This window comes from Actinoplanes sp. NPDC000266 (assembly GCF_042899005.1).
GTDB lineage: Bacteria > Actinomycetota > Actinomycetes > Mycobacteriales > Micromonosporaceae > Actinoplanes.
This window is the reverse complement of the sequence record NZ_JBIAZI010000013.1, coordinates 21,890-46,806: the sequence shown is the minus strand read 5'-3', so window position 1 is coordinate 46,806 and position 24,917 is coordinate 21,890. Positions and strand designations below refer to the sequence as shown.

At 72.4% G+C, this 24,917-nt stretch carries 18 protein-coding genes; 8 read left to right on the top strand and 10 right to left on the bottom strand.

The genetic code is table 11. The features are described 5' to 3' along the window. Positions 1–4: 4 nt before the first annotated feature. The 5 genes from ACFY36_RS41330 to ACFY36_RS41310 form a co-directional block, all read right to left on the bottom strand. Positions 5–190 (bottom strand): hypothetical protein, encoded by a 186-nt coding sequence (locus ACFY36_RS41330; protein ID WP_499751380.1) that lies wholly within the window; start codon positions 188–190, stop codon positions 5–7. Positions 191–255: 65 nt separating this feature from the next. Continuing rightward, positions 256–1,947: a thiol reductant ABC exporter subunit CydC gene (cydC, locus tag ACFY36_RS41325; protein ID WP_499751379.1), complete on the bottom strand. Its 1,692-nt coding sequence runs from the start codon at positions 1,945–1,947 to the stop codon at positions 256–258. Continuing rightward, positions 1,944–3,641 (bottom strand): thiol reductant ABC exporter subunit CydD, encoded by a 1,698-nt coding sequence (gene cydD / locus ACFY36_RS41320; protein ID WP_499751378.1) that lies wholly within the window; start codon positions 3,639–3,641, stop codon positions 1,944–1,946. The genes cydC and cydD overlap by 4 nt, the downstream gene beginning before the upstream one ends. Beyond that, complete coding sequence (gene cydB, locus ACFY36_RS41315) at positions 3,638–4,633, bottom strand: cytochrome d ubiquinol oxidase subunit II (RefSeq protein WP_499751377.1); 996 nt, start codon at positions 4,631–4,633, stop codon at positions 3,638–3,640. Before cydB ends, cydD begins: the two co-directional genes overlap by 4 nt. A gap of 51 nt (positions 4,634–4,684) precedes the next feature. Beyond that, positions 4,685–6,085 carry a cytochrome ubiquinol oxidase subunit I gene (locus ACFY36_RS41310; protein ID WP_499751376.1) on the bottom strand — a complete coding sequence of 467 codons (1,401 nt, stop codon included), beginning with the start codon at positions 6,083–6,085 and terminating at the stop codon, positions 4,685–4,687. A 158-nt stretch (positions 6,086–6,243) separates the two neighbouring features. Here ACFY36_RS41310 and ACFY36_RS41305 point away from each other — a divergent pair, with 158 nt between their 5' ends. From ACFY36_RS41305 to ACFY36_RS41290, 4 genes are all read left to right on the top strand, one after another. Continuing rightward, the gene (locus ACFY36_RS41305; RefSeq protein ID WP_499751375.1) at positions 6,244–8,859 is read left to right on the top strand and encodes a cation-translocating P-type ATPase; all 2,616 of its coding nucleotides are present in this window, start codon (positions 6,244–6,246) and stop codon (positions 8,857–8,859) included. Positions 8,860–8,864: 5 nt separating this feature from the next. Beyond that, positions 8,865–9,818 carry an Acg family FMN-binding oxidoreductase gene (locus ACFY36_RS41300; protein WP_499751374.1) on the top strand — a complete coding sequence of 318 codons (954 nt, stop codon included), beginning with the start codon at positions 8,865–8,867 and terminating at the stop codon, positions 9,816–9,818. A gap of 19 nt (positions 9,819–9,837) precedes the next feature. Further along, the gene (locus tag ACFY36_RS41295) at positions 9,838–10,788 is read left to right on the top strand and encodes an Acg family FMN-binding oxidoreductase (RefSeq protein ID WP_499751373.1); all 951 of its coding nucleotides are present in this window, start codon (positions 9,838–9,840) and stop codon (positions 10,786–10,788) included. Positions 10,789–10,969: 181 nt separating this feature from the next. Continuing rightward, positions 10,970–16,396 (top strand): ATP-binding protein, encoded by a 5,427-nt coding sequence (locus ACFY36_RS41290; protein ID WP_499751372.1) that lies wholly within the window; start codon positions 10,970–10,972, stop codon positions 16,394–16,396. A 37-nt stretch (positions 16,397–16,433) separates the two neighbouring features. Here ACFY36_RS41290 and ACFY36_RS41285 read toward each other — a convergent pair whose 3' ends face one another. The 3 genes from ACFY36_RS41285 to ACFY36_RS41275 are packed head-to-tail and all read right to left on the bottom strand — an operon-like array spanning position 16,434 to position 19,778. Further along, on the bottom strand, positions 16,434–16,958 hold the full coding sequence (locus ACFY36_RS41285; protein ID WP_499751371.1) for a hypothetical protein: 525 nt from the start codon (positions 16,956–16,958) through the stop codon (positions 16,434–16,436). Positions 16,959–17,007: 49 nt separating this feature from the next. After that, entirely contained in the window at positions 17,008–18,420 is a 1,413-nt protein-coding gene (locus ACFY36_RS41280; RefSeq protein ID WP_499751370.1) for a hypothetical protein, read from the bottom strand. Beyond that, positions 18,417–19,778 (bottom strand): thiamine pyrophosphate-binding protein, encoded by a 1,362-nt coding sequence (locus ACFY36_RS41275; protein WP_499751369.1) that lies wholly within the window; start codon positions 19,776–19,778, stop codon positions 18,417–18,419. The genes ACFY36_RS41280 and ACFY36_RS41275 overlap by 4 nt, the downstream gene beginning before the upstream one ends. A gap of 110 nt (positions 19,779–19,888) precedes the next feature. On the opposite strand from ACFY36_RS41275, the gene ACFY36_RS41270 reads away from it, so the two are divergent. The 3 genes from ACFY36_RS41270 to ACFY36_RS41260 are packed head-to-tail and all read left to right on the top strand — an operon-like array spanning position 19,889 to position 21,591. Beyond that, positions 19,889–20,449 carry a hypothetical protein gene (locus ACFY36_RS41270; RefSeq protein WP_499751368.1) on the top strand — a complete coding sequence of 187 codons (561 nt, stop codon included), beginning with the start codon at positions 19,889–19,891 and terminating at the stop codon, positions 20,447–20,449. Continuing rightward, a complete protein-coding gene (locus ACFY36_RS41265) occupies positions 20,446–20,862 on the top strand; it encodes a response regulator transcription factor (RefSeq protein WP_499751367.1) in 417 nt (138 codons plus the stop codon). Before ACFY36_RS41270 ends, ACFY36_RS41265 begins: the two co-directional genes overlap by 4 nt. Positions 20,863–20,922: 60 nt before the next feature. Then, positions 20,923–21,591, top strand: coding sequence for a hypothetical protein (locus ACFY36_RS41260; protein WP_499751366.1), 669 nt, complete (start codon positions 20,923–20,925; stop codon positions 21,589–21,591). A 625-nt stretch (positions 21,592–22,216) separates the two neighbouring features. On the opposite strand, the gene ACFY36_RS41255 is transcribed toward ACFY36_RS41260, so the two are convergent. Further along, positions 22,217–23,623, bottom strand: a complete 1,407-nt coding sequence (locus ACFY36_RS41255; protein WP_499751365.1) for an Nramp family divalent metal transporter — start codon at positions 23,621–23,623, stop codon at positions 22,217–22,219. Between the two features lie 152 nt (positions 23,624–23,775). Between ACFY36_RS41255 and ACFY36_RS41250 the strand changes: the two genes are divergently transcribed. Further along, the gene (locus ACFY36_RS41250; protein WP_499751364.1) at positions 23,776–24,207 is read left to right on the top strand and encodes a hypothetical protein; all 432 of its coding nucleotides are present in this window, start codon (positions 23,776–23,778) and stop codon (positions 24,205–24,207) included. Here ACFY36_RS41250 and ACFY36_RS41245 read toward each other — a convergent pair. Further along, on the bottom strand, positions 24,103–24,849 hold the full coding sequence (locus ACFY36_RS41245; RefSeq protein ID WP_499751363.1) for a thymidine kinase: 747 nt from the start codon (positions 24,847–24,849) through the stop codon (positions 24,103–24,105). The two genes, ACFY36_RS41250 and ACFY36_RS41245, sit on opposite strands and share 105 nt — an antisense overlap. Positions 24,850–24,917 lie beyond the last annotated feature (68 nt).

Here is a 24,917-nt window from a genome sequence, read left to right as displayed (position 1 = left end):
GCGGTCAGGCCGGCTCGCGGACGCCACCCTCGTCGCCGCCGCCCTCGTCGCCGTCGCCGGGCATCGGCTCGACGGGCGCCTCGGGCAGCTCGTCCGGCGCTCCCGGCAGCAGCTCGCCGACGTCGTCGGGGACGGGCTCCCGCGGATCGATCGGCGGGTAGTCGTCGGGATTGAGATCCGGCTGCGTCATGATCACATCATCCGTCACATCAGGGGTCAAAGCGCGTCAAGACGACGCCGACACCTCCTTTCCCTTTACACCGGCTCGGGAACCGCGACGGGCTCCGGCACCTTGACCGCGCCCAGGTCGATCACCTGATCGACCTGGGCCGCCACGTCGGTGCGGTGGGTGATCAGCAGGACCGAGCGGTCGCCGGCCGCGGCGAGCAGGTCGCGGGTGAGAGCGGCCGCGGTCTCGTCGTCGAGGTGCTCGGTCGGCTCGTCGAGGATCAGGACGCGGAAGTCGGCCAGCAGGGCCCGCGCGAGCGCCAGCCGGCGGCGCTGACCTCCGGAGAGGGCCATGCCGTGCTCACCCACGAAGGTCTCCAGCCCGTCGGGCAGCGTGTCGGCCCAGTCGAGCAGGCGCGCACGGGCGAGAGCCGCGCGCAGGTCGGCCTCGGTGGCGTCCGGCCGCCCGATGCGCAGGTTGGCCGAGATCGTGGTGTCGAACAGGTACGCGTCCTCGGGCAGATAGCCGACGACCCGCCGCACCTCGTCGGGGTCGAGCCGCGGCAGATCGATCCCGTCGAGCGTGATCCGCCCGGCCGTGGGGTCGAGGAAGCGGACCAGCAGAGCCGCGATCGTGCTCTTGCCGGATCCGCTCGGCCCGGTCAGCGCCACCCGCGCCCCGGCGGGCAGCTCGAAGCTGACATCGCGCACGGCCGTGCGTCCCGGCACCCATGAGGCGCTGACACCCTCCACGCTGATCGCGGGGGCGACGGAGGTGGTGACGCTGGACGGCAGCCGGGCAGGCTCCTTCGGGACGGCGATGGGGTCGGGGGCATCGAGAATCTCGGCCAGGCGGCGCAAGGAGGTGCGGGCGGCGGCGAAGCGCTGAGCGGCGACCGGGAGGCCGGCGATCGACTCGTAGACGGCCAGCGGGGTCAGGACGACGACGGCGAGGAGTTCGCCGTGCAGGCCGCCGGAGCGTACGGCCACCGCGCCGGCGGCCAGGCCGGCGATCAGGCTCAGGCCGGTGGCCAGGGCGGTCACCGCGGCCGAGGCGCCGGCGGCGGCCGAGGAGCGCTGCTCGGCCCGGCGCAGTTCGGCGTCGGCCTCGGTGAGGCGGGTCAGCCGGGTGGCCGTGGCGCCGTACGCGGTCAGGTCGGGCAGGCCGTGCAGCAGGTCGACGGTGGCAGTGGCCAGGCCGCCGCGCAGCGGGGCGAGACGGCCGTCGGCACGGCGGGCGGCCGCCGACTGGAACAGGGGCACGCCGATCGCCACCACCAGCAGGCCCAGGGCGAGCGCCACCCCGGCGACCGGGGACAGCGTGCCGATCAGCACGACCGAGCCGAGGCCGACGACGGCCGCGACCGCGTAGGGCAGGACCACGCGGACGAGCATGTCCAGCACCGCGTCGACGTCGGAGGCGAGGCGCTGGGCCAGGTCGGCGCCACGGAAGCCGGCCGTGCCGGCCGGCGCGAGCGCGGCCAGCCGGTCGAAGAGGCGGACGCGCAGGCGGCCCAGCACGCGCAGCGCGGCGTCGTGGCCGGCGAGGCGCTCGGCGTAGCGGAGGACGCCCCGGCCGATGCCGAAGGCGCGGACCGCGACGATCGCGACCATCAGATGCAGCACCGGCGGGTGCAGGGCGGCCCGCGAGATCAGCCAGGCCGAGGTGGCCATCAGCCCGACCGCGGCCCCGGCCGCCCCGATGCCGGCCAGCACGGCCAGCAGCAGCCCGGGTGCGGCCGGCCGGGACGCCGTACGCAGCAGCGTGAACCAGGTCATAGAACACCGTCCGAGGTGAGGCGCGCGGCACCCGACAGGAGACGCTCGTTGACCGAGGGGACCGGGGCCGTGGGCGCCGGGAGATCGCCGGCGGCGGGCGCGAGCTCGACGACCCGGCCCGCCAGGGCGATCAGTTCGGGCCGGTGGGCCGCGATCAGCACCGTGCGGCCGTGGGCCAGGCGGCGAACAGCGGACATGACCTCGGCGGCCGTGGCCGCGTCGAGGTTGGCGGTGGGCTCGTCGAGCAGCACGATCGGCGCGTCCCGCAGGAACGCCCGGGCCAGGGCGATCCGCTGCCGCTGCCCGGCCGACAGGCCGGCGCCGTCGTCGCCGAGGATCGTGTCGTAGCCCCGCGGGAGGCCGAGGATGAAGGTGTGCGCCCCAGCGCGGTGGGCCGCGGTGACCACGTCGGCGTCCGGGCCGGCGCCGAGGGCGATGTTCTCCCGGACCGTCCCGGCGAACAGGTACGGCCGCTGCGGCACCCACGCGATCCGCGACCGCCACGCGCCCGGATCGACAGTGGCCAGGTCGGCGCCGCCGACCGTGACCCGGCCCGCGCCAGGGGTGGCGAAGCCGAGCAGCACGTTGAGCGCCGTCGACTTGCCGCAGCCGCTGGGGCCGGTCAGCGCCACGATCTCCCCCGGCTCGACGACCGCGCTCAGCCGCAGCGCGTCACGGTCGCGGTAGCGGACCACGACCTCTTCGAACGCGATCGCCCCGTCCGGCACGGGCGCCGTGCCGGACGCCGGCTCCGGCTCGTCGAGGATCGCGAACGCGTCCGACGCGGCGGCCAGGCCTTCCGCGCTGGCGTGGTAGTTGGCGCCGACCTGGCGCAGCGGCAGATAGGCCTCGGGGGCCAGGATCAGCACGAGCAGCGCCGTGGCCAGGTTGAGACGCCCGTCGACCAGCCGCAGGCCGATACCGACGGCGACCAGCGCCACCGACAGCGTCGCCAGCAGTTCCAGGACCAACGACGAGAGAAAGGCGATGCGCAGCGTACGCATCGTCAGGCGCCGCTGATCGTCGCTGATCCGCCGGATCGTGGCGGCCTGGGCGCGGGCCCGGCCGAACAGCTTGAGCGTGGGCAGCCCGGCGATCACGTCGAGGAAGTGATGCGACAGCCGGGTGAGCAGCTTGAACTGCTTGCGGTTGGCGCTCTCGGTCTGCAGCCCGACCAGCGCCATGAAGACCGGGATGAGCGGCAGGGTCAGCACGATCGTCACGGTGGCGATCAGGTCGGCCGGCAGGATCCGGGCCAGCACGATCGCCGGGACCAGCCCGGCCAGCACCAGCTGCGGCAGATAGCGGGCGAAGTACGCGTCGAGCGCGTCCAGTCCCCGGACGACCAGGGTGACCGCGGCCCCGGTCTCGGCCGAGCCTGGCCGCTGGGCGAGCCGCCGGAGCAGGGCGAGGCGCAGCTCGCTCTTGACCGAGGCCGACGACCGGGCCGCCACCGCCTCCTGCGCCCAGGAGACGGCGGCCCGGCCGGCGATCACCACGGCCAGCCCGATCAGCGTGGCCCGCAGGTCACCCAGACCGGCGCCATCGAGGAAGACCGCGGTGATGCCGCCGGCCAGCAGCGTCGCCTGGGCCACGATCAGCCCGGCCAGGGCGGCGCCGAGCACGACCGTGACCACCAGGTAGGCCCGGGTGCTCCGGGCGTACCGGAGGAGCCGCGGATCGAGCGGCCTCATGCCGGAATCTTGTCTACGCTGAGCCGCTTGCGGAACACCCAGTAGGTCCAGCTCTGGTAGAGCAACACGAACGGCGTGCAGCCGGCCGCGACCCAGGTCATGACCTTCAGGGTGTACGCCGAGGCCGACGCGTTGGTGACGGTCAGGCTGTTGGCGTCGGCGATCGAGGAGGGCATGACGTTCGGGAACAGCGTCACGAACAGCGCGAACACCGCCAGCACGATCGTGGCCGCGGTGGCCAGGAAGGCCCAGCCCTCGCGCCGGGCCCGGATGGCCGGGATCGCGGCCAGCAGCGACACCGCGGCCGCGGCCATGAGGATCCAGCCGGCCACGTCGTGGTGGGCGATCGCCGTCCAGAGCAGGAAGCCGGCCGCGATCACGACCGCCGGCCCGATCAGCCGGGCCGCCAGCCGGCCGGCCCGCTCCCGGATCTCGCCGTCGGTCTTGAGCGCCAGGAAGACCGCGCCGTGCAGCGTGAACAGCGCCAACGTCGTCAGGCCGCCGACCAGGGCGTACGGGTTGAGCAGGTCGAAGAAGCCGCCGACGTATTCGTGGTCGGCGTCCAGGCGTACCCCTCGCACGATGTTGCCGAAGGCGACGCCCCAGAAGACCGCCGGGATCCAGCTGCCCGCGATGATGCAGAGATCCCAGCGGCGGCGCCAGCGTTCGTCGTCGCGCTTGCCCCGATATTCGAAGGCCACACCGCGGATGATCAGAGCGGCCAGGATGAGCAGCAGCGGCAGGTAGAAGCCGGAGAACAGGGTGGCGTACCACTCGGGGAAGGCGGCGAAGGTGGCACCGCCGGCGACGATCAGCCACACCTCGTTGCCGTCCCAGACCGGGCCGATCGTGTTGATGAGCAGGCGGCGCTCGCGGTTGTCGCGGCCCAGCACGGGCAGCAGGATGCCGACGCCGAAGTCGAAGCCCTCGAGCAGGAAGTAGCCGGCCCACAGCAGCGCGATAAGGGCGAACCAAACGGTGGTGAGTTCCATCAGAATCTGCCTTCAGACCGATTAAGGGCGGTGGCGGGGTGGTTGGATGGGCTAGTAGGCGAAGGCGAGCGGACGGTCCTCGTCGGAGGAGTCCGAGCCGGACGGTGGTGGGATCTCGGGGGCGCCGGCCCTCGCGTACTTGAGGAAGAGCCCGGCCTCGACGACAGCGAGTACGCCGTAGAGCACGGTGAGGGTGATCAGCGAGGTCGCGGCCTCACCGGTGCTGACCGAGGGTGAGACGCTCTCGGAGGTCTTGAACAGGCCGAACACCGTCCACGGCTGGCGGCCCATCTCGGTGAAGATCCAGCCGAACGAGTTGGCCGCGAGGGGCCCGCCGAACGAGAGGATGACGGCAAGCCAGAGCCATCTGTTCGTCGGCGTCCGGCCTCGGCGCATGGCCCAAAGGGCGACCAGCGCGACCGCCATGGTGGCGATGCCGAAGCCCATCATCAGGCGGAACGACCAGTAGGTCACGGGGATCGAGGGCGCGTACTCGCCGGGTCCGTACTTCTGCTCGTACTCGGCCTGAAGGTTGTCGATGCCCTCGACCTCGCCGTCGAAGGTGCCGGTGCCCAGGAAGGAGAGGAGCGAGGGGATCCGTACGCTGTAGAGCTCCTCCTCGCCGTTGAGCGAGCCGATGGTGAAGATGGAGAAGCCGGCGGGCGCCGCGTTCTCGTAGAGAGCCTCGGCGGCGGCCATCTTCATGGGCTGCTGCTCGGTCATGATGCGCGCCTGCTGGTCGCCGGTGATGAGCACGCCGACGCCGGCGATGAGCACGACCCAGGCGCCGAGCTTGAGGCTGGGGCGGAAGACGTCCATCTGGTTCTTGCGCTTGAGGTGCCAGGCGCTGACCGCCATGAGCACCGCCCCGCCGGTGAGGAAGCAGGCGGTGATCGTGTGCGGGAACGTGACCAGCGTCGTCGAGTTGGTCAGGAGCTTCCAAATGCTGGTCAGCTCGGCGCGGCCGGTCTCGTCGTTCATCCTGTAGCCGACCGGATGCTGCATCCACGAGTTGGCGGCCAGGATGAAGTACGCCGACAGCAGCGTGCCGATCGCGGCGGCCCAGATGGTCGCGAGGTGCACCTTCTTGGGCAGCCGGTCCCAGCCGAAGATCCACAGGCCGAGGAACGTCGACTCGAGGAAGAAGGCCAGCAGGCCCTCGATCGCGAGCGGCGCCCCGAAGACGTCACCGACGAAGCGGGAGTACGCACTCCAGTTCATGCCGAACTGGAACTCCTGCACGATGCCGGTCACGACGCCGATCGCGAAGTTGATCAGGAAGAGCTTGCCCCAGAACTTGGTGGCCTTGAGGTAGTGCTCCTTACCCGTACGGACCCAGGCGGTCTGCAGGCCGGCGACGAGCACCGACATGCCGATGGTGATCGGCACGAACAAGAAGTGGTACACGGTGGTGATGCCGAACTGCCATCGGGCAATGTCGAGCGTGTCCACGGGCTGGTCCTTTCCACGGATGGCTCGATCCTGTCGGGCGAGGCCGTCCGCGGAGGAGGGTCTAAAGTCCTGTGCCGCCCAAGACTTAAGTACCGGCATTTTTATGCCAGGACTTTCGGCTCTCCCGCGGCCGGGCCGAACCCGGAATGCTGCCCACCGTGGACACCGCGACCGCACCGACCACGCTCGGGCTCACCTCCGACCAGGCCTCCCGGCGCCTCGCCGCCGACGGCCCCAACGCCGTCGATCCGCCGCGCCCGCGCCGGCTGACCGGGCGGGTGGGCCGCCAGCTGACCGACCCGCTCGTGCTGCTGCTCATCGCGGCCGCCGTGATCACCGCCCTGCTCGGCGACGTGCCCGACACGGCCGTGATCGTGCTGGTCGTGCTGGTGAACACGGTGATCGGCGTCGTGCAGGAGGTGCGCGCCGACGCCGCCATCGCGGCCCTCGACCGCCTCGCCGCGCCGTCGGCCCGAGCGGTCCGCGACGGCCACGACCTCATTCTTCCGGCGGCCGATCTGGTCAAGGACGATCTGGTACGCCTGGAGGCGGGCGACATCGTCCCGGCCGACCTCCTGCTGGTCGAATCCCAGCGCGCCACCTTCGACGAGTCGTCACTGACCGGCGAGTCGGCGCCGGTGGCCCACACGGCCGGAGAGGAGGCCGGCTCCGGCACGGTACTGACCACCGGCCGGGCCGCCGGTGTGGTCGTTCGCACCGGGGCCGACAGCTCCCTCGGCCGCATAGCGGCGCTGGTCGCGCAGACCGACTCCGGCGCGACCCCGTTGCAGCGCCGCCTCGCGACGCTGGGCCGCGTGCTGGGCCTGGCCGCGGTCGCGATCTCCGCCGTCGTCTTCGCGGCCGGCGTCCTCTCCGGCCAGCCGCTGGCCCGGATGGCCATCACCGCGGTCAGCCTGGTCGTCGCGGCCGTGCCCGAGAGCCTGCCCGCCGTGGTGACCCTCGCGCTGGCCCTGGGCTCCCGCCGCATGGCCCGGACCAGGGCCATCCCCCGCCGCCTGCATGCGGTCGAGACCCTCGGGTCGGTCACGGTGATCGCCTCCGACAAGACCGGCACCCTCACCGAGAACCGCATGTCCGTCCAGCGCGCCCTCACCCCCGCGGGCACCACCTTCACCATCACCGGCGAGGGGTACGCCCCCACCGGCACCGTCACACCGGACGCCGCAGGCCCGGAAACGCCGGGTGAGGTCCGGGAGCTCGCCCTGGGCGGGCTTCTCTGCAACGACGCCGAGCTGATCGCCCCGGCCGGCGACCGTCCGGAGTGGGCGGCCGCGGGCGACCCGATGGAGGCGGCGCTCGTCGCCTTCGCGGCCCGCTGCGGGCTCGATGCGGAAGCCGAGCGGGGCCGCCACCCGCGCGTCGCCGAGCAGCCCTTCGACCAGGACACCCGCCGCATGGTCACCGTTCACCGCCGGCCCGGGGGCGGCTATCTGACCGTCTGCAAGGGCGCGCCGGAGAGCGTGCTGACGGCCGCCGCCGAGCTTGCCGGCCCGGCCTCCGGCGGAACTGCGGGCGAGCTGGCGCGGGCGGCGGGTGAGCTGGCGGCCCGGGGGCTGCGGGTGCTGGCGGTCGCCACCGCGGTCACCGACGAGCGGCCCGATCCGGCTGATCCGCCACGGCTGCGGGTGGCGGGGCTGGTGGGTATCGGCGATCCGCTGCGGGCCGGTGCGGCCGGCACCGCCGAGGCGTTCGCGCGGGCGGGCGTGCGGCTGGTTCTCATCACCGGCGACCATCCGGCCACGGCCGGGGCCATCGGGCGGCAGCTGGGGATTCTCGGGGACGGTGACCAGGTCGCCTCCGGGCCCGGGGAGGTGGGTGCGCGGGTCTACGCCCGGGTGCAGCCCGAGGAGAAGCTCGACATCATCGCCGCCCTCCAGGAGCGCGGTGAGGTGGTGGCGATGACCGGTGACGGGGTCAACGACGCGCCGGCGCTGCGGCGGGCCGACATCGGGGTCGCCATGGGCGGCGGCACCGAGGTGGCGCGGCAGGCGGCCGAGCTCGTGCTGGTCGATGACAACCTCGGTACCGTCGCGGCGGCCATCGGTGAGGGACGGCGGATCTACGACAACATCCGGCGGTTCCTGCGGTACGCGCTGTCGGGTGGCATAGCCGAGCTGCTCGTGATGCTGGCCGGGCCGTTGCTGGGCATGCCGCTGGCGCTGTTGCCGGGGCAGTTGCTCTGGATCAATCTGCTCACCCACGGCATTCCGGGGGTGGCGCTCGGCGCCGAGCCGGCCGACGCGGGGGTGAGCGATCGGCGTCCCCGGTCGCCTCAGGAGTCCGTGCTCGGTGACGGGCTGTTGGCCGCCGTGATCCTGGGTGGTCTCTGTCTCGGGTCGGTGACGCTGGCCGCCGGGGTGCTGGCCATGCTGTTCGACCGGCCGTGGCAGTCGGTGATGTTCGTCGTGCTCGGGCTGGCGCAGCTCGGGGTCGCCCTGGCCGTGCGGGCCCGGCCCGCGGCCGGTACGCCCCGGAACCGGTGGCTGCTGATCTCCGTGGCGGTGTGCGCGCTCCTCCAGATCGGCGGCGTCCTGCTGCCGCCGCTGCGGGCTCTGCTCGGCACCGAGGCGCTGACCTGGCGCGAGCTCGTGGCCTGCGCCGTCTTCGCCGCGATTCCCGCCCTGCTGCTGCGCGCGTCGGCCTGGTGGTCCAGCCGGCACAGCCACGGCCCGGGCGGCGGGCGGGCGGGACTTTGGTCCCGGATGGTCGGGCGCAAGGCCTCCGGTGCCGACACGCCGGTGCGAGGAGAGTGATTGCCATGACAACGCCGCTCGAGAAGGCCGCTCAAGCCGCCCAGCACGCCCCGTCCGTCTTCAACACCCAGCCCTGGTCCTGGCGTCTCGCCGGCGACACGCTGGAGCTGCGCGCCGACGAGGACCGCAAGCTCGGCACGGTGGACCGGGACGGCCGGCTTCTGCTGCTGAGCTGCGGGGCGGCCCTGCACCACGCCCGGGTGTCGCTGGCCGCGCACGGCTGGTCGGCGACCGTGGAGCGGTTCCCCGAGCCGGAGGTCCTGGCCCGCGTCCGGCTCGGCCCGGCCGTTCCGGCCGACCCCGGGGCGCAGCGTCTGGAGGCCGCGATCCCGCGGCGGCGCACCGACCGGCGCTCGTTCGGCGAGCGGGAGGTCTCCGAGGCCGAGCTGACCCGGCTGCGGCAGCTCGTCGAGGCCGAGGGGGCCTATCTGCATCTCGTGCGGACCGACCAGATCGCCCAGCTCGCCATCTCGGCCGAGCTGGCCGGCGACGCCGAGCTGGGCGACCCGGAATACCGGGCCGAGCTCGACCGGTGGACCAGCCGGCCCGAGTTCGCCGGGGACGGCGTGCCCAGGTCGACCGCGGTCGAGGCCGGACTGCGGCGGGTGCCGGTGCGCGACTTCGCCCCGGACGGCGAGGCCGGGCTCTCCGTCGGCGCCGAGCACGATCAGGGCGCCGCCTACGTGGTGCTCTTCGGCGAGGACACCCGGCCGGTCGATCTGCTGCGCGGCGGCGAGGCTCTCTCCGCCCTGCTCCTGCTCGCGACCGCGGACGGGCTGGCCACCGCCCCGATCAGCGACGCCATCGAGGTCGAGTGGCCCCGGCAGCTCGTCGCCGGTCTGCTGGCCGGGGTCGGCGAGCCCTACCTGGTCGTGCGGCTCGGCTACCCGGCCGCGCCGGAGCCCCTGCCGCCTCGCCCGCGCCGGGATGTCCGCGACGTCATCACGATCATCGAATAAGAAGGACAGGGAGATCACGGTGTCCGCCTACGACGAGACCGACCTGCGCCTGGCCGCGAAGGCCGGGATCCGGGCGCCCTCGATCGGCAACAGCCAGCCCTGGCTGTTCCGGCTCGACGGCGGCGCCATCGAGGTGCGCACCGACCCCGCCCGGCGGCTGCACCACCTCGACCGTGACGGCTGGGCCGCCCGCCTGGCCTGCGGCGCCGCCACCTTCAACGCCCGCCTCGCGCTGGCCTGGGCCGGCCATCCGGCCGAGGTGCGGCTGCTGCCCGACCCGCACGACGCCGGGCTGATCGCCCGGCTGAACCCCGGTCCGGGGCGGCCGCCGACGTACGCCGAGGCCGAGCTGCACGCCGCGATCGAGCGCCGCTACAGCAACCGGGGGCCGTTCTGGCCCGATCCGGTGCCGGCCGACGTGCGGGCCCGGCTGATCGCCGCCGCCCGTGAGGAGTCGGCCTGGCTCGACCTGCTGGTCGGCATGACCGCGATCGGCGCCTTCGCCGAGATCGCCCGCTCGGCCGACCGGGTGCTCCGGCGCGACACCGCCTACCAGGCCGAGCAGGCCTCCTGGACGCATGTCGAGTCGGCCGCCGACGGCATTCCGGTCACCGCCGGCGCGCCCCTGGCCGAGCCGCAGGACCTGCTGCCGCAGCGGTTCTTCAACGACCGGCGGCGCGTCGCCGGGCGCGACTACGAGCCGGAGCCGCTGGTCGGCATCCTCGGCGTGGCCGGCGACCGGCCGGCCGACCAGATCCTGGCCGGTGAGGGACTTCAGCGGGTGCTGCTCACCGCCACCGCGGCCGGCCTCGGCACGTCGATGATCAGCCAGCCGATCGAGGTGCCGGCCGCCCGCGAGCAGTTGCGCCGCTCGCTGGGCCGCTACGGCTGGCCCCAGATCGTCATCCGGTTCGGCTACGGCTCCCCCGGCCATCCGGCTCCGCGCCGCGACGTCACGGAGGTGATCTAGGCCGGACCGGTGGCGATCCACGGCATCTTTTGTGGGATCCTCACAAAGCATCTCGTCTGCCATGCACGATGCGAGCATTGGTTACCCGCTGGTAATCGGACAGGGTAGAGGCAGGTGCAGGCGGCGCTCCGGGACCCGGACGTCGCCTTCTGCGCGTAAGTGGTGCTGGGAGGCTCAACCGGTGTTCAGTCGTGTCGCAATCGTCAACCGCGGAGAGGCCGCTATGCGGCTCATCCACGCCGTCCGGGATCTGTCCGCCGAGACCGGCGCGCGCATCGAGACGGTCGCGCTCTACACCGACGCCGATCGGAACTCGACGTTCGTGCGTGAGGCCGACGTCACGTACAACCTGGGCCCCGCCTCGGCCCGGCCCTATCTCGACCTGGCCGTCCTCGAGCGTGCCCTGCTCGCCACCAGGGCCGACGCGGCCTGGGTGGGCTGGGGCTTCGTGGCCGAGGACCCGGCCTTCGCCGAGCTGTGCGACAAGATCGGCGTCACCTTCGTCGGGCCCAGCGCCGACGCCATGCGCAAGCTCGGCGACAAGATCGGCGCGAAGCTGATCGCCGAGGAGGTCGGCGTCCCGGTGGCTCCGTGGAGCCGGGGCGAGGTCGCCACCCTCGAGGACGCGCTGCGGGCCGGCGACGAGATCGGCTACCCGCTCATGCTCAAGGCCACCGCCGGTGGTGGCGGCCGCGGCATCCGCATGGTCGCCTCCGGGGCCGACCTGGCCGACGCCTACGAGCGGACCAGCCAGGAGGCCCTGCGCGCCTTCGGCTCCGGCGTCGTCTTCCTGGAGCGCCTGGTCACCGGCGCCCGCCACGTCGAGGTGCAGGTCATCGCCGACGGGCAGGGCACCGCCTGGGCCCTCGGCGTGCGCGACTGCTCGGTGCAGCGGCGCAACCAGAAGATCATCGAGGAGTCGGCCTCCCCGGTTCTCGGGCCCGAGCAGACCGCCGAGCTGAAGTCGAGCGCCGAACGGCTCGCCGTCAAGGTCGGCTATCGCGGCGCCTGCACCGTCGAGTTCCTCTACCACCCGGGCGAGAAGCTGTTCGCCTTCCTCGAGGTGAACACCCGCCTCCAGGTCGAACACCCGATCACCGAGATCACCACCGGCACCGACCTGGTCCGCCTCCAGCTGCACGTGGCGGCCGGCGGCCGCCTGGAGGGCCCGCAGCCGGCCGAGTCCGGCCACGCCGTCGAGGCCCGGCTCAACGCCGAGGACCCCGACCGCGACTTCGCCCCGGCGCCCGGCCGCATCGCCCGGCTCGCCCTTCCGGCCGGCCCGGGCATCCGGGTCGACACCGGTGTCAGCGAGGGCGACACCATCCCGGCCGACTTCGACTCGATGATTGCCAAGATCATCGCGTACGGGACGGACCGTGAGCAGGCGCTGGGCCGGCTGCGCCGCGCCATGGCCGAGACCACCGTCATCATCGAGGGCGGCGCCACCAACAAGAGCTTCGTGCTCGACCTGCTCGACCAGCCCGAGGTGATCGACGCGAGCGCCGACACCGGCTGGATCGACCGCGTCCGGGCCCAGGGCCGCCTGGTCAGCCACCGCCACTCGGCCATCGCGCTGGCCGCGGCCGCCATCGAGGCGTACGAGGACGAGGAGGAGGTCAGCCGCACGCGGCTGCTCGCCACCGCGCACGGCGGCCGCCCGCAGGTGCAGCACGACACCAGCCGCCCGCTCGACCTGAAGCTGCGCGGCACCTCGTACAAGGTCTCGGTGGCCCGGGTCGGCCAGCGGCGCTTCCGGGTCGGTGTCTCGGCCGGCGGCGACGTGCACGCGGCCGACGTGGTGCTCGAGCGCTTCGACGAGCACAGCGGCCAGGCCCTGGTCAACGGCCGCCGCTTCCGGCTGATCACCGCCACCCACGGCCCGATCCACCTGGTCGAGGTCGACGGGGTCACCCACCGGGTCAGCCGCGACGAGGGCGGCGTGGTCCGCTCCCCCGCCCCGGCCCTGGTCGTGGCCACCCCGCTCGCCGTGGGCGACGAGGTCGAGGCGGGCGCGCCCATCCTCGTCCTGGAAAGCATGAAAATGGAGACGGTGCTCCGGGCGCCGTTCCACGCCCGGGTGCGCGAGTGCCCGGTGAGCGTCGGCAGCCAGGTCGAGACCGGAGCGCCGCTCATGCGCCTGGAACCGCTCGGCGACGGCGCCGAGGACGAGGCCACGGGCGGCCAGGACGTCAAGATCGACCTTCCGGGCGCGCAGGCGAAAGAGGCGGCCGACCGCGCGCTGGAGCACCTGGCCGACCTGCGCAGCATGCTGCTCGGCTTCGACGTCGACCCGCAGAGCCGCAAGCGCGTGCTGGGCGGCTATCTGGCGGCCCGGGCCGAGCTCGGCGGGCGCCCGCTGCCGGGCGAGCTCGACCTGCTCACCGTCTTCGCCGACCTGCTCGAGCTCAGCCGCAACAAGGGCGACGCCGACGTCGAGCCGGGCAACCCGGTGCACAGCCCCCGCGAGTACTTCCACAGCTACCTGCAGAGCCTGGATGCCGAGCGGGCCGGTCTCACCGACGGTTTCAAGGCCAAGCTCGAAGCCGTGCTGGCCCATTACGGCGTCAACGGCCTCGACCGTACGACCGAACTGGAATCCGCGGTCTTCCGCGTCTTCCTGGCCCAGCAGCGCGTGTCGGCCGAGGCCGCCGTCGTGTCCGAGCTCCTGCGCCAGTGGCTGGCCGGATCACCCCCGGCCGAGCTCCTCGCCGAGCAGGCCGGCCTCGTGCTGGAACACCTCGTCTCGGCGACCCAGGTGCGCTTCCCGGCCGTCTCCGACCTGGCCCGCGGCGTCGTGTTCCGCTGGTTCGCCCAGCCGCTGCTGCGCCGCAACCGGGCCCGGGTCTACGCCGAGGTCCGCGACGACCTGCGCCACCTCGACGCCAACCCGGCGGCGCCGGACCGGGCCGAGCGGATCCAGTCGATGGTCGCCAGCTCCGAGCCCCTCGTGCGGCTCATCGGCCAGCGGATCGGGCGGCCCGGCCGCGACCACGCCCCGCTGCTGGAGGTGCTGACCCGCCGCTATTACAGCAACCGGGCCCTCACCGATTTCACCGCGCACGAGGTCGACGGTGTCCGCCTCGTCACCACCGAGCACACCGGCCCCCGCGGCGTGACCCGGGTGGCCGCCACCGCCGTCGACATCAGCGCGCTGCCCAGCGCCCTCACCGCGGTCGCCGCTCAAGAACCGCAGGTCGCCGACATCTACGTGAAGTGGGAGGACCAGCCCGACGCGGACACGATCGCGGAGCGGCTGGCGGCGAGCCTGACGATCACCGGCGTTCGGCGCGTCACGATCACCGTGGCCGGCAGCAGCGGCGTCATGCACCACCACTTCACCTTCCGCCCCGGCGACGACGGCGCGCTGGGCGAGGACAGGCTGATCCGCGGCCTGCATCCGCAGATCGCCCAGCGCCTGCAACTCCAGCGCCTGCGCGAGTTCCACCTCACCCGGCTGCCCTCGGCCGACGAGGAGATCTATCTGTTCAAGGCGGTCGCCCGCAGCAACCCGGCCGACGAGCGGCTCATCGCCATGGGCCAGGTCCGCGACCTGACCCCGCTGCGCGAGGCCGACGGCCGCCTGGTGGCGCTGCCCGCGGTCGAGGACGCGATCACCGCCGGCCTCGACGCGATCCGCAACATCCAGGCCCAGCGCCCGCAGAACAAGCGGTTCGACACCAACCGCATCTTCTTCTACATCTGGCCGACCACCGAGCTGTCCCCCGACGAGCTGAACGCCCTGGTCCAGCGCATCCTGCCGACCACCGTCGGCGCCGGCCTGGAGGAGGTCGAGTTCCTGGCCCGGCAGCGCACGTCGAGCGGCGAGCTCACCGAGGTCTCGGTGCGGATCACCCTCGAGGCGGGCGGCGCCAAGCTGCACGTCGGCGAGCCGAGCTCCGACGTCGTGCAGCCCCTCGACGACTACCGGCAGAAGGTGCTGCGGGCGGCCCGCCGCGGCAACACGTACCCGTACGAGCTCACCGGCATGCTCGGCGACTTCGTCGAATATGATCTTGACGAGAAGAACGAACTTGTAAAGGTGCAAAGGCCGAAGGGTCGCAACACCGCGGCCATCGTCGCCGGCGTGATCACCACCAGGACCGAGCGCTACCCCGAGGGCGTCACCCGGGTGCTGCTGCTCGGCGACCCGACCAAATCCCTGGGATCGCTGGCCGAGCCCGAGTCGGCCCGCGTGATCGCCGCGCTCGACCTGGCCGAGCGGATGCGGGTGCCGCTGGAGTGGTACGCCCTGTCGGCCGGCGCCAAGATCTCGATGAGCTCCGGCACCGAGAACATGGACTGGGTCGCGGCCGCCCTCAAGCGGATCGTCACCTTCACCCAGGCCGGCGGTGAGATCAACATCGTGATCGCGGGCATCACGGTCGGCGCCCAGCCGTACTGGAACGCCGAGGCCACCATGCTCATGCACACCAAGGGTGTGCTGGTCATGACCCCCGACTCGGCCATGGTGCTGACCGGCAAGCAGTCGCTCGACTTCTCCGGCGGCGTGTCGGCCGAGGACAACTTCGGCATCGGCGGCTACGACCGGGTGATGGGCCCCAACGGCCAGGCGCAGTACTGGGCGCCCGACCTGGCGGGCGCCCGCGACGTGCTCATGGCGCACTACGACCACACGTACGTCCTGCCGGGCGAGACCGGGCCGCGGCGCGCGACCACGTCGGACCCCTCCGACCGTGACGTCTCGTCGTTCCCGCACACGTTCGCCGGCAGCGACTTCACCACGGTCGGCCAGATCTTCTCGGCTCAGCACAACCCCGACCGCAAGAAGCCCTTCGACATCCGTACGGTCATGCGCGCGCTGGCCGACCAGGACCACGTGGTCCTGGAGCGCTGGGCCGGCATGGCCGACGCCGACACGTCGGTGGTGCAGGACGTCCACATCGGCGGGTGGCCGGTCTGCCTGGTCGGTATCGAGTCGCGGTCGGTGCCGCGCCGCGGCTTCCCGCCCACCGACGGCCCGGACACGTACACGGCGGGCACGCTGTTCCCCCGCTCGTCGAAGAAGACCGCCCGCGCCATCAACGCCGCCTCCGGCAACCGGCCGCTGGTCGTGCTGGCCAACCTGTCCGGCTTCGACGGCTCCCCGGAGTCGATGCGGAAACTGCAACTGGAGTACGGCGCCGAGATCGGCCGGGCGATCGTCAACTTCGAGGGCCCGATCGTCTTCTGCGTCATCTCCCGCTACCACGGCGGCGCGTTCGTGGTCTTCTCGAAGGCCCTGAACCCGAACATGACGGTGCTCGCGCTCGAGGGCTCGTTCGCCTCGGTGCTGGGCGGCGCCCCGGCGGCCGCGGTCGTCTTCTCCGGCGACGTCAACAACCGCACGGCCACCGACCCGCGCGTGGTCGATCTCCAGGCGCGCGTCTCGGGCGCCACCGGAGCCGAGCGGGCCGCGCTGAACTCGCAGCTGGCCGAGCTCCAGTCGTCGGTCCGGGCCGAGAAGGTGGGCGAGGTGGCGGCCGAGTTCGACCGCGTGCACAGCATCCAGCGGGCGGTCGAGGTCGGCTCGGTGGACGCCATCATCAGCACGGCCGACCTGCGGCCGCGCATCATCGAGGCCATCGAGCACGGCCTCAAGCGCTAGGAGAATGGCCGCCGGGAGAAACCCGGCGGCCATTCATTCAGGCGCGCGGAGGCCAGACGCGGCCCGCCTGCGCCTGGGCCACGCGACGCCGCGTACGCCAAGGGAAGTAAGCCGCGAGGAGACCGACCAGGATCAGCACCGCGCCCGCGATGATCACGCGCAGCGAGTTGAAGAAGTTGGTCGACCGGTTCGTGATGCCGTCGTCCGTGACGAACTGCTCCGGGTGGGCCGGGTCGTACCTGATCTGCAGGGCCGGGTGGGTGGCCGGGTCGCAGTCCTTCGCGTCGGAGCAGGCGATGCGCGACTCGTGCTGCTTGTCGCCGATCCAGTAGCGCAGCAACGCCTGGGCCTGCCCGACGATCGAGGCCTCCTTGTAGTCGAGCAGGACGGCGTTCACCTCCGTGCCCTTGCTCTGCAGGCGATCGGCCTGGGACGCGTCCTCGCGCTTCACGACGATGCCGCCGATGAGCAGCGCCAGGCCGGCCGCGACCAGAACCCCGGCCGTCACATAGACGAGCACCTTGCCGCGGTTGTTCGGGTGCGAGGGGTCACCGCTGGACATCCGTCGTTCCTCCTGGTTCGTGGGGGTGGGCGGGATGACTTTAGCGACATCACCTGTGCGGCTTCAGCCAGCGGGCCGTCGCGCGGGCCGTCCCGGGCATGACCGGGTCGTTCGCGATCTCGTCGAGCAGCCGGTGGTGCCCGTCGGTGCCGATGCCGTAGGTGACGCCGTGCAGCACATGCCCGTCCCGTTGCCGGGCCAGAACGAGACGCCACTGCTGCTCGGTGAAGCTTCCGCCGCAGTGCGGCATGGCCCAGGCCGCGGCGCGGCGCACGGCGAGGTCATGGCCGGGGCCGGTCAGAAGATCGAGGAGCAGCGGCCGGTGTACGCCGGTGCCCAGCATCGTCATGGTCTGCAGGGCCCGGGTCGGATCGCCGCCGGAGCGCCGGGCCAGGTCGCGGCGGCAGCCGTCGAGCAGCACCTCGGAGACCGGTTCCCGCAACGGCGTCTGCGCGATGGTCATGGCCGCGAACACCCGCCGGTCGACCGCCGACCCGTCCAGGGCCGTGCTGACCAGTGCGGCCAGGACCGGGTCGGGCTCGCCGGGCTCCCCGAGCCGGGCGGTCGCCTCGGCGGCGACCCGTCGTCCTTCGGCGGTGACGATTTCTTGCGCTTCCTGGGTGTACGCCCGGTGCGCGGCCCCCAGCAGCCGGCCGGCCTCCCCGGTCGCCCCGGTGTGGCCCAGCACGCGGGCCAGCCGTTCCTGTTCCCCGCCCCGGAAGTGCCCGTTCTCGATCTTCCGTACGGCCGCGAGCAGCGCGCCCTGATGATGCCGGTCGCTGTCGGGCGCCTCGAGCTGTTTGAGGACGTACGCGTTGGCGACCGGATCGGCCGTCACGTCCAGAAGGGACAGTGGCTCGATCACGGCCGGCCGGTGGGGATCCTCGACCAGATCGACGCAGGCCTCGATGAGGTGGATCCCGGCCGACGGATGTTCCAGCAGGCGGCTGGCCGCCTCCTGCCGTTGCAGCCATGCCGTGCCCTCGTTGACGATCAGGTCGTTCAGCAGCTTCTCCCCGATCTCCCGCCACAGGCCGGGCGGATGCAGGAGCAGGCCCGGCCGGTCGCCGGCGAGGTCGGTGAGCTCACCCCACTGGCTGCCGGTGAGCGGATGCCGCGAGCGGGCCAGGTCGAGGAGCTCGTGCAGCGCCCGGTCGCCGGGCGGGCGGCGGCCCGGTGGTGGCCGGCTGCCGTCGGGCAGCGTGCGGTAGAGGGCGTCGCGCACGGTGACCAGCGACTCCGGCGCGAGCCCGAGCAGCCGCTCGTAGCGCCGCACGACGTCCCGGCCGGCGGGCAGGGCGCCGCTCTCCCACCGCGTGACGTGCGAGGGCGCCAGCCGGGGACGGCCGTCGGTGCGGTACGCCTCGGCGAACGCCCGGCCGCTGCGCAGCTCGGGATCGGCGCCGAAGCGGCGGTTGGCCCGCAGCAGCCAGCCGACGTAGTCGGCCCCGGTCAGCGTCACGGCTCTTCCCGTGACCGCCGGTGGCGGGGCGTCACGCCGGGCGCGGTGCGGATCTCCACCACCGCCGGACCCGGCCGCAGCGCCGCCCGCGCCAGGCCGGCGACCTCATCGCTCCCGGCGCCTTCCTTCAGCAGGAACAGGGTCAGGTCGAGGCCGGCCATGCCGGCCGGGTGGGTCCCGTCGCCGTCGAAGACCACCACCTTGCGGGCGGGCGAGGCCAGGGCGGCGCCGATCGCGAGGGGCAGGGCCCGGCTCTCGGCGGCGAGGAAACGGCCGTCGCGGGGACGGGCGATGAGCGCGCACGCGAAGGCCTCGCACCGGCCACCGCCGATCACGACGACGGCGTCGGCCGGGATGAGCGCGTCGATCGTGGCCAGGGCGCGCCGCGGGTCGACGGTCCCGGCCGGGATCGGCGGCGAGTGGTCGAGCAGATCCTCCCGCCAGCACTCGGCGGCGCTCCCCACCGGCGCGAACCAGGGCGCCCGCCGGGACACGGCGCCGCACAGCAGCCCGAGGATCTCCGCGGTGTCGCCGTCGCCGTCGTCCACCAGCACCGTCCGCGGCGCTTTCGGGGCCGGCCGCGTCCGGCCGAACGCCAGCACCAGGTCGGCCGCGCGCAGCACGCGCTCGGCGGCCGGGTGGGCCAGGTCGCCGGCCAGGCCGAGGTCCTGCACGTGCCCGTCGAACAGCCCCTTGGCGGCCAACGTGGTGGCGAGGGCTGCTCCTGTGCGCTCGGCCAGATCCCGTACGAGATCGGCACTGCCGGTGGCTTGAACGCCCCGCCCGGCCAGGAGCACCGGCCGCCGGGAGCGCGCCAGCGCGGCCGTCAGCCGGCGGGCCACCGCCGCGTCGTCCCCCACGGCGAGACCGATCCGCGGCCGGGGCGCCGGCAGTTTGACCGCGCCCACCCGCACCGGCGCCGTCAGCAGCTCGGCGTCGACGCCGACCACCACGGGACGCAGCCGGTCGGCCGCGAGGCTCAGCGCGTCGGCCAGGACCGCCGCCGGGTCCTCACCGGGCCACATCCGGCGGTACTCGGTCACGTCGTGCTCCTCGGCGGCCGCGATCAGCACCACCGCCGACCGGTTGCGCGAGGCCACCCGCAGCGACGACACCACCTCGCTGAGCCCCAGCCCGTGCGGCACCGAGCAGATGCCCGGCCGCCCGGCCGCCCACGCGTAGCCCTCGGCCATGGCCACCGCGGCGCTCTCATGATGGGCCGCCACGACCTCGACGCCGCGCTCGCGCAGGGCGAGCAGCAGGGCCGCGTTGTCGTCACCCATCAGCCCGAAGACGTGGCCGCGGCCACTGGAGAGGATCGCCTCGGCGAAGGCCTGCGCGTGGGTGGAACCGGCCATCGATCTCCCTCGGATCTCCGCAGCCCACCGGCCGGGTCGAAGGCTGAAGGATAGCCGAGGACGCCGCCGCCGGACGAAGCCGAAAGCGGCGATCATGTATCGTCCGGCCGGTGGGCGACGCTCTCGAAAGGCTGATCGCGGCGGGTTCACCGGGCCTGGCGACCCCGTCTCCGGTGGGTGCCCCGCTGTACGACCGCAAGAACGGCTTCTACGCCTTCGACTCGGCCCTGCTGGTCCGCCCGGTGGGCGCCCCCGGCGGCCCGGTCCGGGACGTGGCCGCCTGGAACTCCCGCCAGTTGTGGGGCGCCGTCTACGGCCGCACCCTCGACGGCGTGACCCTCTTCGCCGAGGACGTGTTCGGCGGCCAGTTCGGCCTCCGCGGCGACGAGGTGGTCTCGTTCAATCCCGAGACCGGCGAGCTCGAACACATGGCGTCCTCGCTGGAGGCGTGGGCCGCCGAGATCCTCGACGACCATTCGGTGATGACCGGCCAGCCCCTGGCCCACGAGTGGCAGCTGAAGCACCGCCCGCTCTCCCCCGGCGAACGCCTGATCCCGGTGGTCCCGTTCGCGCTGGGCGGCGAGTACACGGCGGACAACCTGCGCCCGATCACCGACGCCGAGGCCATGCGCGTCTACGGCGACCTCTACAAGGTGACGTCCTCCCGATGAACCGCCGGGCCATGGCCGCGGTCCTGGCCGGCGGCTTCGTCTGGACGATGATCATCGTCGGCCTGTCGTTCGCGATGGTCGAGAAGGGCGCCGCCCAATGGTGGGTGATCCCGCTCTTCGGCGCGGCCATGCCGGCGATCGCGGTCCTGGCCGTCCGCCGGATCCCGGCCGCGCCACCCGCGCCACCACCCGCGGCGCCGTCCACGCTCGAGCCCACCGAGCTGCTCAGCCCTCGCGAGCTGGAGGTGCTGCGCCACCTGGCCGCCGGCCACTCGAACAGCGAGATCGCCAAGGCGCTGTTCCTGGCCCCCGGAACGGTGAAGGCGCACCTCAACCACATCTTCCGCAAGCTCGGCGCGACCAGCCGCCTCCAGGCGGTGGCCCACGCCCGCGAGGCCGGGCTGCTGGATTAAACCCGGTCTAGACCTTTCGGCAGACGATTTCCGCGGCCGTCCGCCCCTAGCGTCCGCCGCATGAAGAAGTTCGCCCTCGCGGCCCTGTTCGTGATCGTGGTCGAAGGCCTGTCCCTGAAGGAGTTTCTGCCCCTGCCGCTCGCCCTGCTGATCGCCGCCGCCTGGGCGGCCGGCATCAGCTTCGCCGCCGCCTGGGCCGGTCGCCGCCCACGGCTGAGTATGTGGCTGGAGGAGGGCCTGGTCGCCGTCGGCTGCCTCACCATGGGCCTGCTGGCCTTCGGCGGCGCCATCGGGCTGCTCATGCTGGGCATCGCCCTGGACAGCTCGTCGGTCACCGGCGAGACCATGGTGACGATGTTCCTGCCCAGCATCCCGATAGCGATAGCGGCCAACGTCCCCACCGAACTCGTCGTCATCCCGGGCCTGCTCATCCTGGCCTGGCGCCCGGGGCCGCGCCGGGTGCTGGTGGTCACGGCGGCCACGCTCTACTTCGTACACCGGATCTGGACCTATCTGGTCTTCGCCCCCGACCGCCTGGACTTCGCCCGCGCCGAACGCTCCACGACACCCCTGTCCCCGGCCGAGAGGGCCGATTTCGCCCAGGCCTTGCACGTCGACGACCCGCGCTGGATCCTGAACCTGCTCATCTTCGCCACCCTCCTCCTGGCGGCCTTCCATTCGCGCCTCGACTTGAGCCGACAGCCTTCAGGTGGACTCCCGGAGAGGTGATCCTTGGCGGATTCTCGGCGGCTTCACCCGGTCAGTGCGGCCGGCGCTGTGGTGCTGCGGTTCCTGGAGCCGGACACCACGGCCGACGCGGGTCGTATGTTGTTGCGGAACCGGGTGTCGAGCGGCCTCCTCACCGCGGCCCTCACTCTTCTGGTGCGCCGGCGTTTCGCGGGCGGGGGCGACGTCCGGGCGTACGCCGAGCAAGTTCTGACGGCTGAGGACATGGCGGGACATCGCCGCGTCGAAGCGGGCGTGTCGCTGGTCGAATCCAAGGTGGCGATCGGGCCGCCGAGGGCGCTATCAGGATCTGGTGGCGCGTTTCGAGCCCGGCCATTTCGCCACAGTCACTCACCGGGTGTTCGACGCTGTTGTCCGGCGCTGTTTCGCGCCGGCGCCTTCGGAGGATCTGGTGCGGCGGGTGGCCGCTGAGGCCGTACGCAGGAATGGGTCTGCCCTTGTCTTTCCGGAGACCGTCCGGGAACTGATCGACGGGTCTGCGGCGGGCCTGGAACCCAGGATCCGGGTCGAGAACGAGTTCGCCGGGCTCCTGGCGATGGCCGACTGGTTCGGGCTGCTGCCGGCGGAGGTTCAGGAGATCGTCGCCTCCGCCGAGCAGCCGGAGGGGTCAGAGCTTCTGCAGCTGGGTGACGACCATGGCGATGGCGAAGAAGCCGTAGAAACCGATGGCGACCAGCATGCCGCCGAGGCGCCAGCCCCGCATGCGGATCGCGGCGGGCAGGTCCCGGACGTTGAGGCGGACCAGCAGGATCGAGTAGAGCAGGGTGACCACTGACGCCGCGCACGTCGACACGATCAGCAGGCCCAGCGGCTGGGTGAAGCCGGCCAGCAGGATCGTCGAGCCCAGCACGATCTCGGCCCAGACCACCGTGAGGTAGATGCGGGGCTCGGTCCAGCGGGTGGAACCGGTCAGATAGTTGCGGCGCAGGAAGTCCGACGCCACCCGGCCGATGATGTCGAGCAGGCCCATCGCGGCCGCCCACAGCGATACCGCGGCCACCGCCAGGAACAGCAGTTTGAGCCAGCCGCCGACCTGGTCGGCCAGGATGCCGGCCTCGATGCGGAGGAACGACGTGTCGTTCTTGAGGTCGTCGCGGCCGAACAGGGTCTCGTACGCCAGCAGGCTCATGATGCTGATCGTCACGAAGCAGACCGCCACGAACGTGACCAGATGTTCGGTGTTGGCGCGCTTCCACCAGACGCGCCAGCGGCTCAGGTTCTCCTCGTCGGCCGGGAAGAGGTAGCGATCGGCGCCGGCGGCCTCCTCGCGGCCGGTGATCGGTGAGACGAGCCGGGGGACGTGCGCGCCCATCCCGTACCGCTTGTCGCGGATCCAATTGCTGAGGACCAGATTGTGTACGCCTCCAGCACCGGCCGCGCCGATGGCGCTCAGGATCAGCGTGAAGGTGATGCCGTCGGGGATCTGGCCGAACTCGGTCACCGTCGCCTTGGCGGCGTCGCCCCACGTGGTCAGGGAGATGACGAAGACGACCACGACGAGCAGGAAGAACAACGTCAGGGCGACCTTGACCGTCTCGACCCGCTCGACCGTGGTGTAGACGACCTTGGACAGGGTCAGCAGCAGGCCGACCGCGACCAGGGTGATGATCGTGATCCAGACCGGGTCGCCCCAGCCGACGAGGTAGGTGAAGACGGTGGAGCCGCTGGTCGCCCAGCCCGGCCACACGTACTGGAAGGCCCCGGCGAGGCAGATGATGACGCCCCACCCCTTCCACCAGCGGGAGAAGCCGGCCACCACGGTCTGGCCGGTCGCGAGGGTGTACCGCTCGATCTCCATGTTGATGACGAACTGGACGGCGAGCGTGCAGAAGGCCAGCCAGAGCAGGCCGAGACCGCCGATCGCGGTCAGGTAGGGCCACAGGATGATCTCGCCGGCGGCCATGCCGATGCCCACGGCGATGATGCCGGGGCCGATCATCCGGCGCAGCGGGAGGGGCTCGGGCAGGGAAACCGTCTGTATGGCCGGGTCGGAGGTGGCGCGCGATCGAGGCATGTCGAACTCCGAAGGGGATGTACGAACCAGTACGTTAGTTATCCGGTGTGACCGCCACCACTGTCAAGCGAACGACTGAAAGTCGGCCGGGCCTCTCGACGTACGGGGGCGAAGCTCGCGAACCTGGTCGAACCAACAATCAGGAGGCCCTTGTGAAGCGCCGGATCTGCGCCGTCATGGCCGTCGCCCTCGCCGGAGGGTGCAGCACCCCCGCCGCCTCGGCCCCGAACGCGGCTCCGCCGGCCGCCCGCAGCGGGCTCGGATCGGTCAGCGTCCCGGACCCGTGCGCCCTGCTGAGCCGCGACGATGTGACTGAGCTGACCCGCCGCGAGGTGACCCAGGTCGACGAGGGCGACGAGTACTGCCAGTGGCAACAGGAGGGCGGCCAGCTGGCGGTCTTCCTGAGCCGCACCGATCCGGCCGAGTTCCACAGCACGGTCGACGGGATCGGCGACGGCGCGTGCTGGAGCTCCGGGCACCTATACGTGCTCTACGGGACTCTGCAGATCGACGTCTACTCGCGGGGCGGGGACGACCTCCCGGACGCCAAGCGGGTCGCCGAGGCCGTCATAACCCGGCTGTGAGATCGGCTGGGACACCGGATTGAGGGCGTACGGCTGCCCGGCCCGATGATGCCGCCGGCACAGCACGACATAGCCCACCTCGGCGTCGGCGTCGGTGTTGCCGACCACCACGGTGTCACCGTCGCGCACCATCACGCCACCGGTCACCCGCGCGTTCATCCGGGCCGGCTGACCGCACCAGCACATCGGGTAGACCTGGAGCGCCTCGACGATGTCGGCCAGCACGACGAGCCGCGCCGACCCCGGGAACTGCTCACCCCGGAAGTCCGACAGCAGCCCGAACGTGAACACGTCGATGTCGTGGTCGTCGACCAGGGCCGCCAGCTGGTCGACCTGCTCGGGCGACAGGAACTGCGCCTCGTCCACGATCACGTGATCGACCCGGGCCCCGTTGTACGACAGCACCCGGTGCACCAGGTCGGTGTCGGCCTCGAACTCGATCGCGTCCGCCTCGATCCCGATCCGCGACGACACGATCCCCTCGCCGGCCCGGTCGAGCCGGGTCAGCAGCATGCCCGTACGCCCGCAGGCCGCGTAGGTGTGCCGATATTGCAGCACCATCGTGCTCTTGCCGCTGTTCATCGCCGCATATCGGTAGTGCAGCTGGGCCACCCGTGCTGCCGCCTCTCGTTTCCCGTGCAAACCCGGGAAGCCTAACGGCCGTACGCCGGATGGCGATCATCGCTCCGCCCCACGCGCCGGGAAGGTCC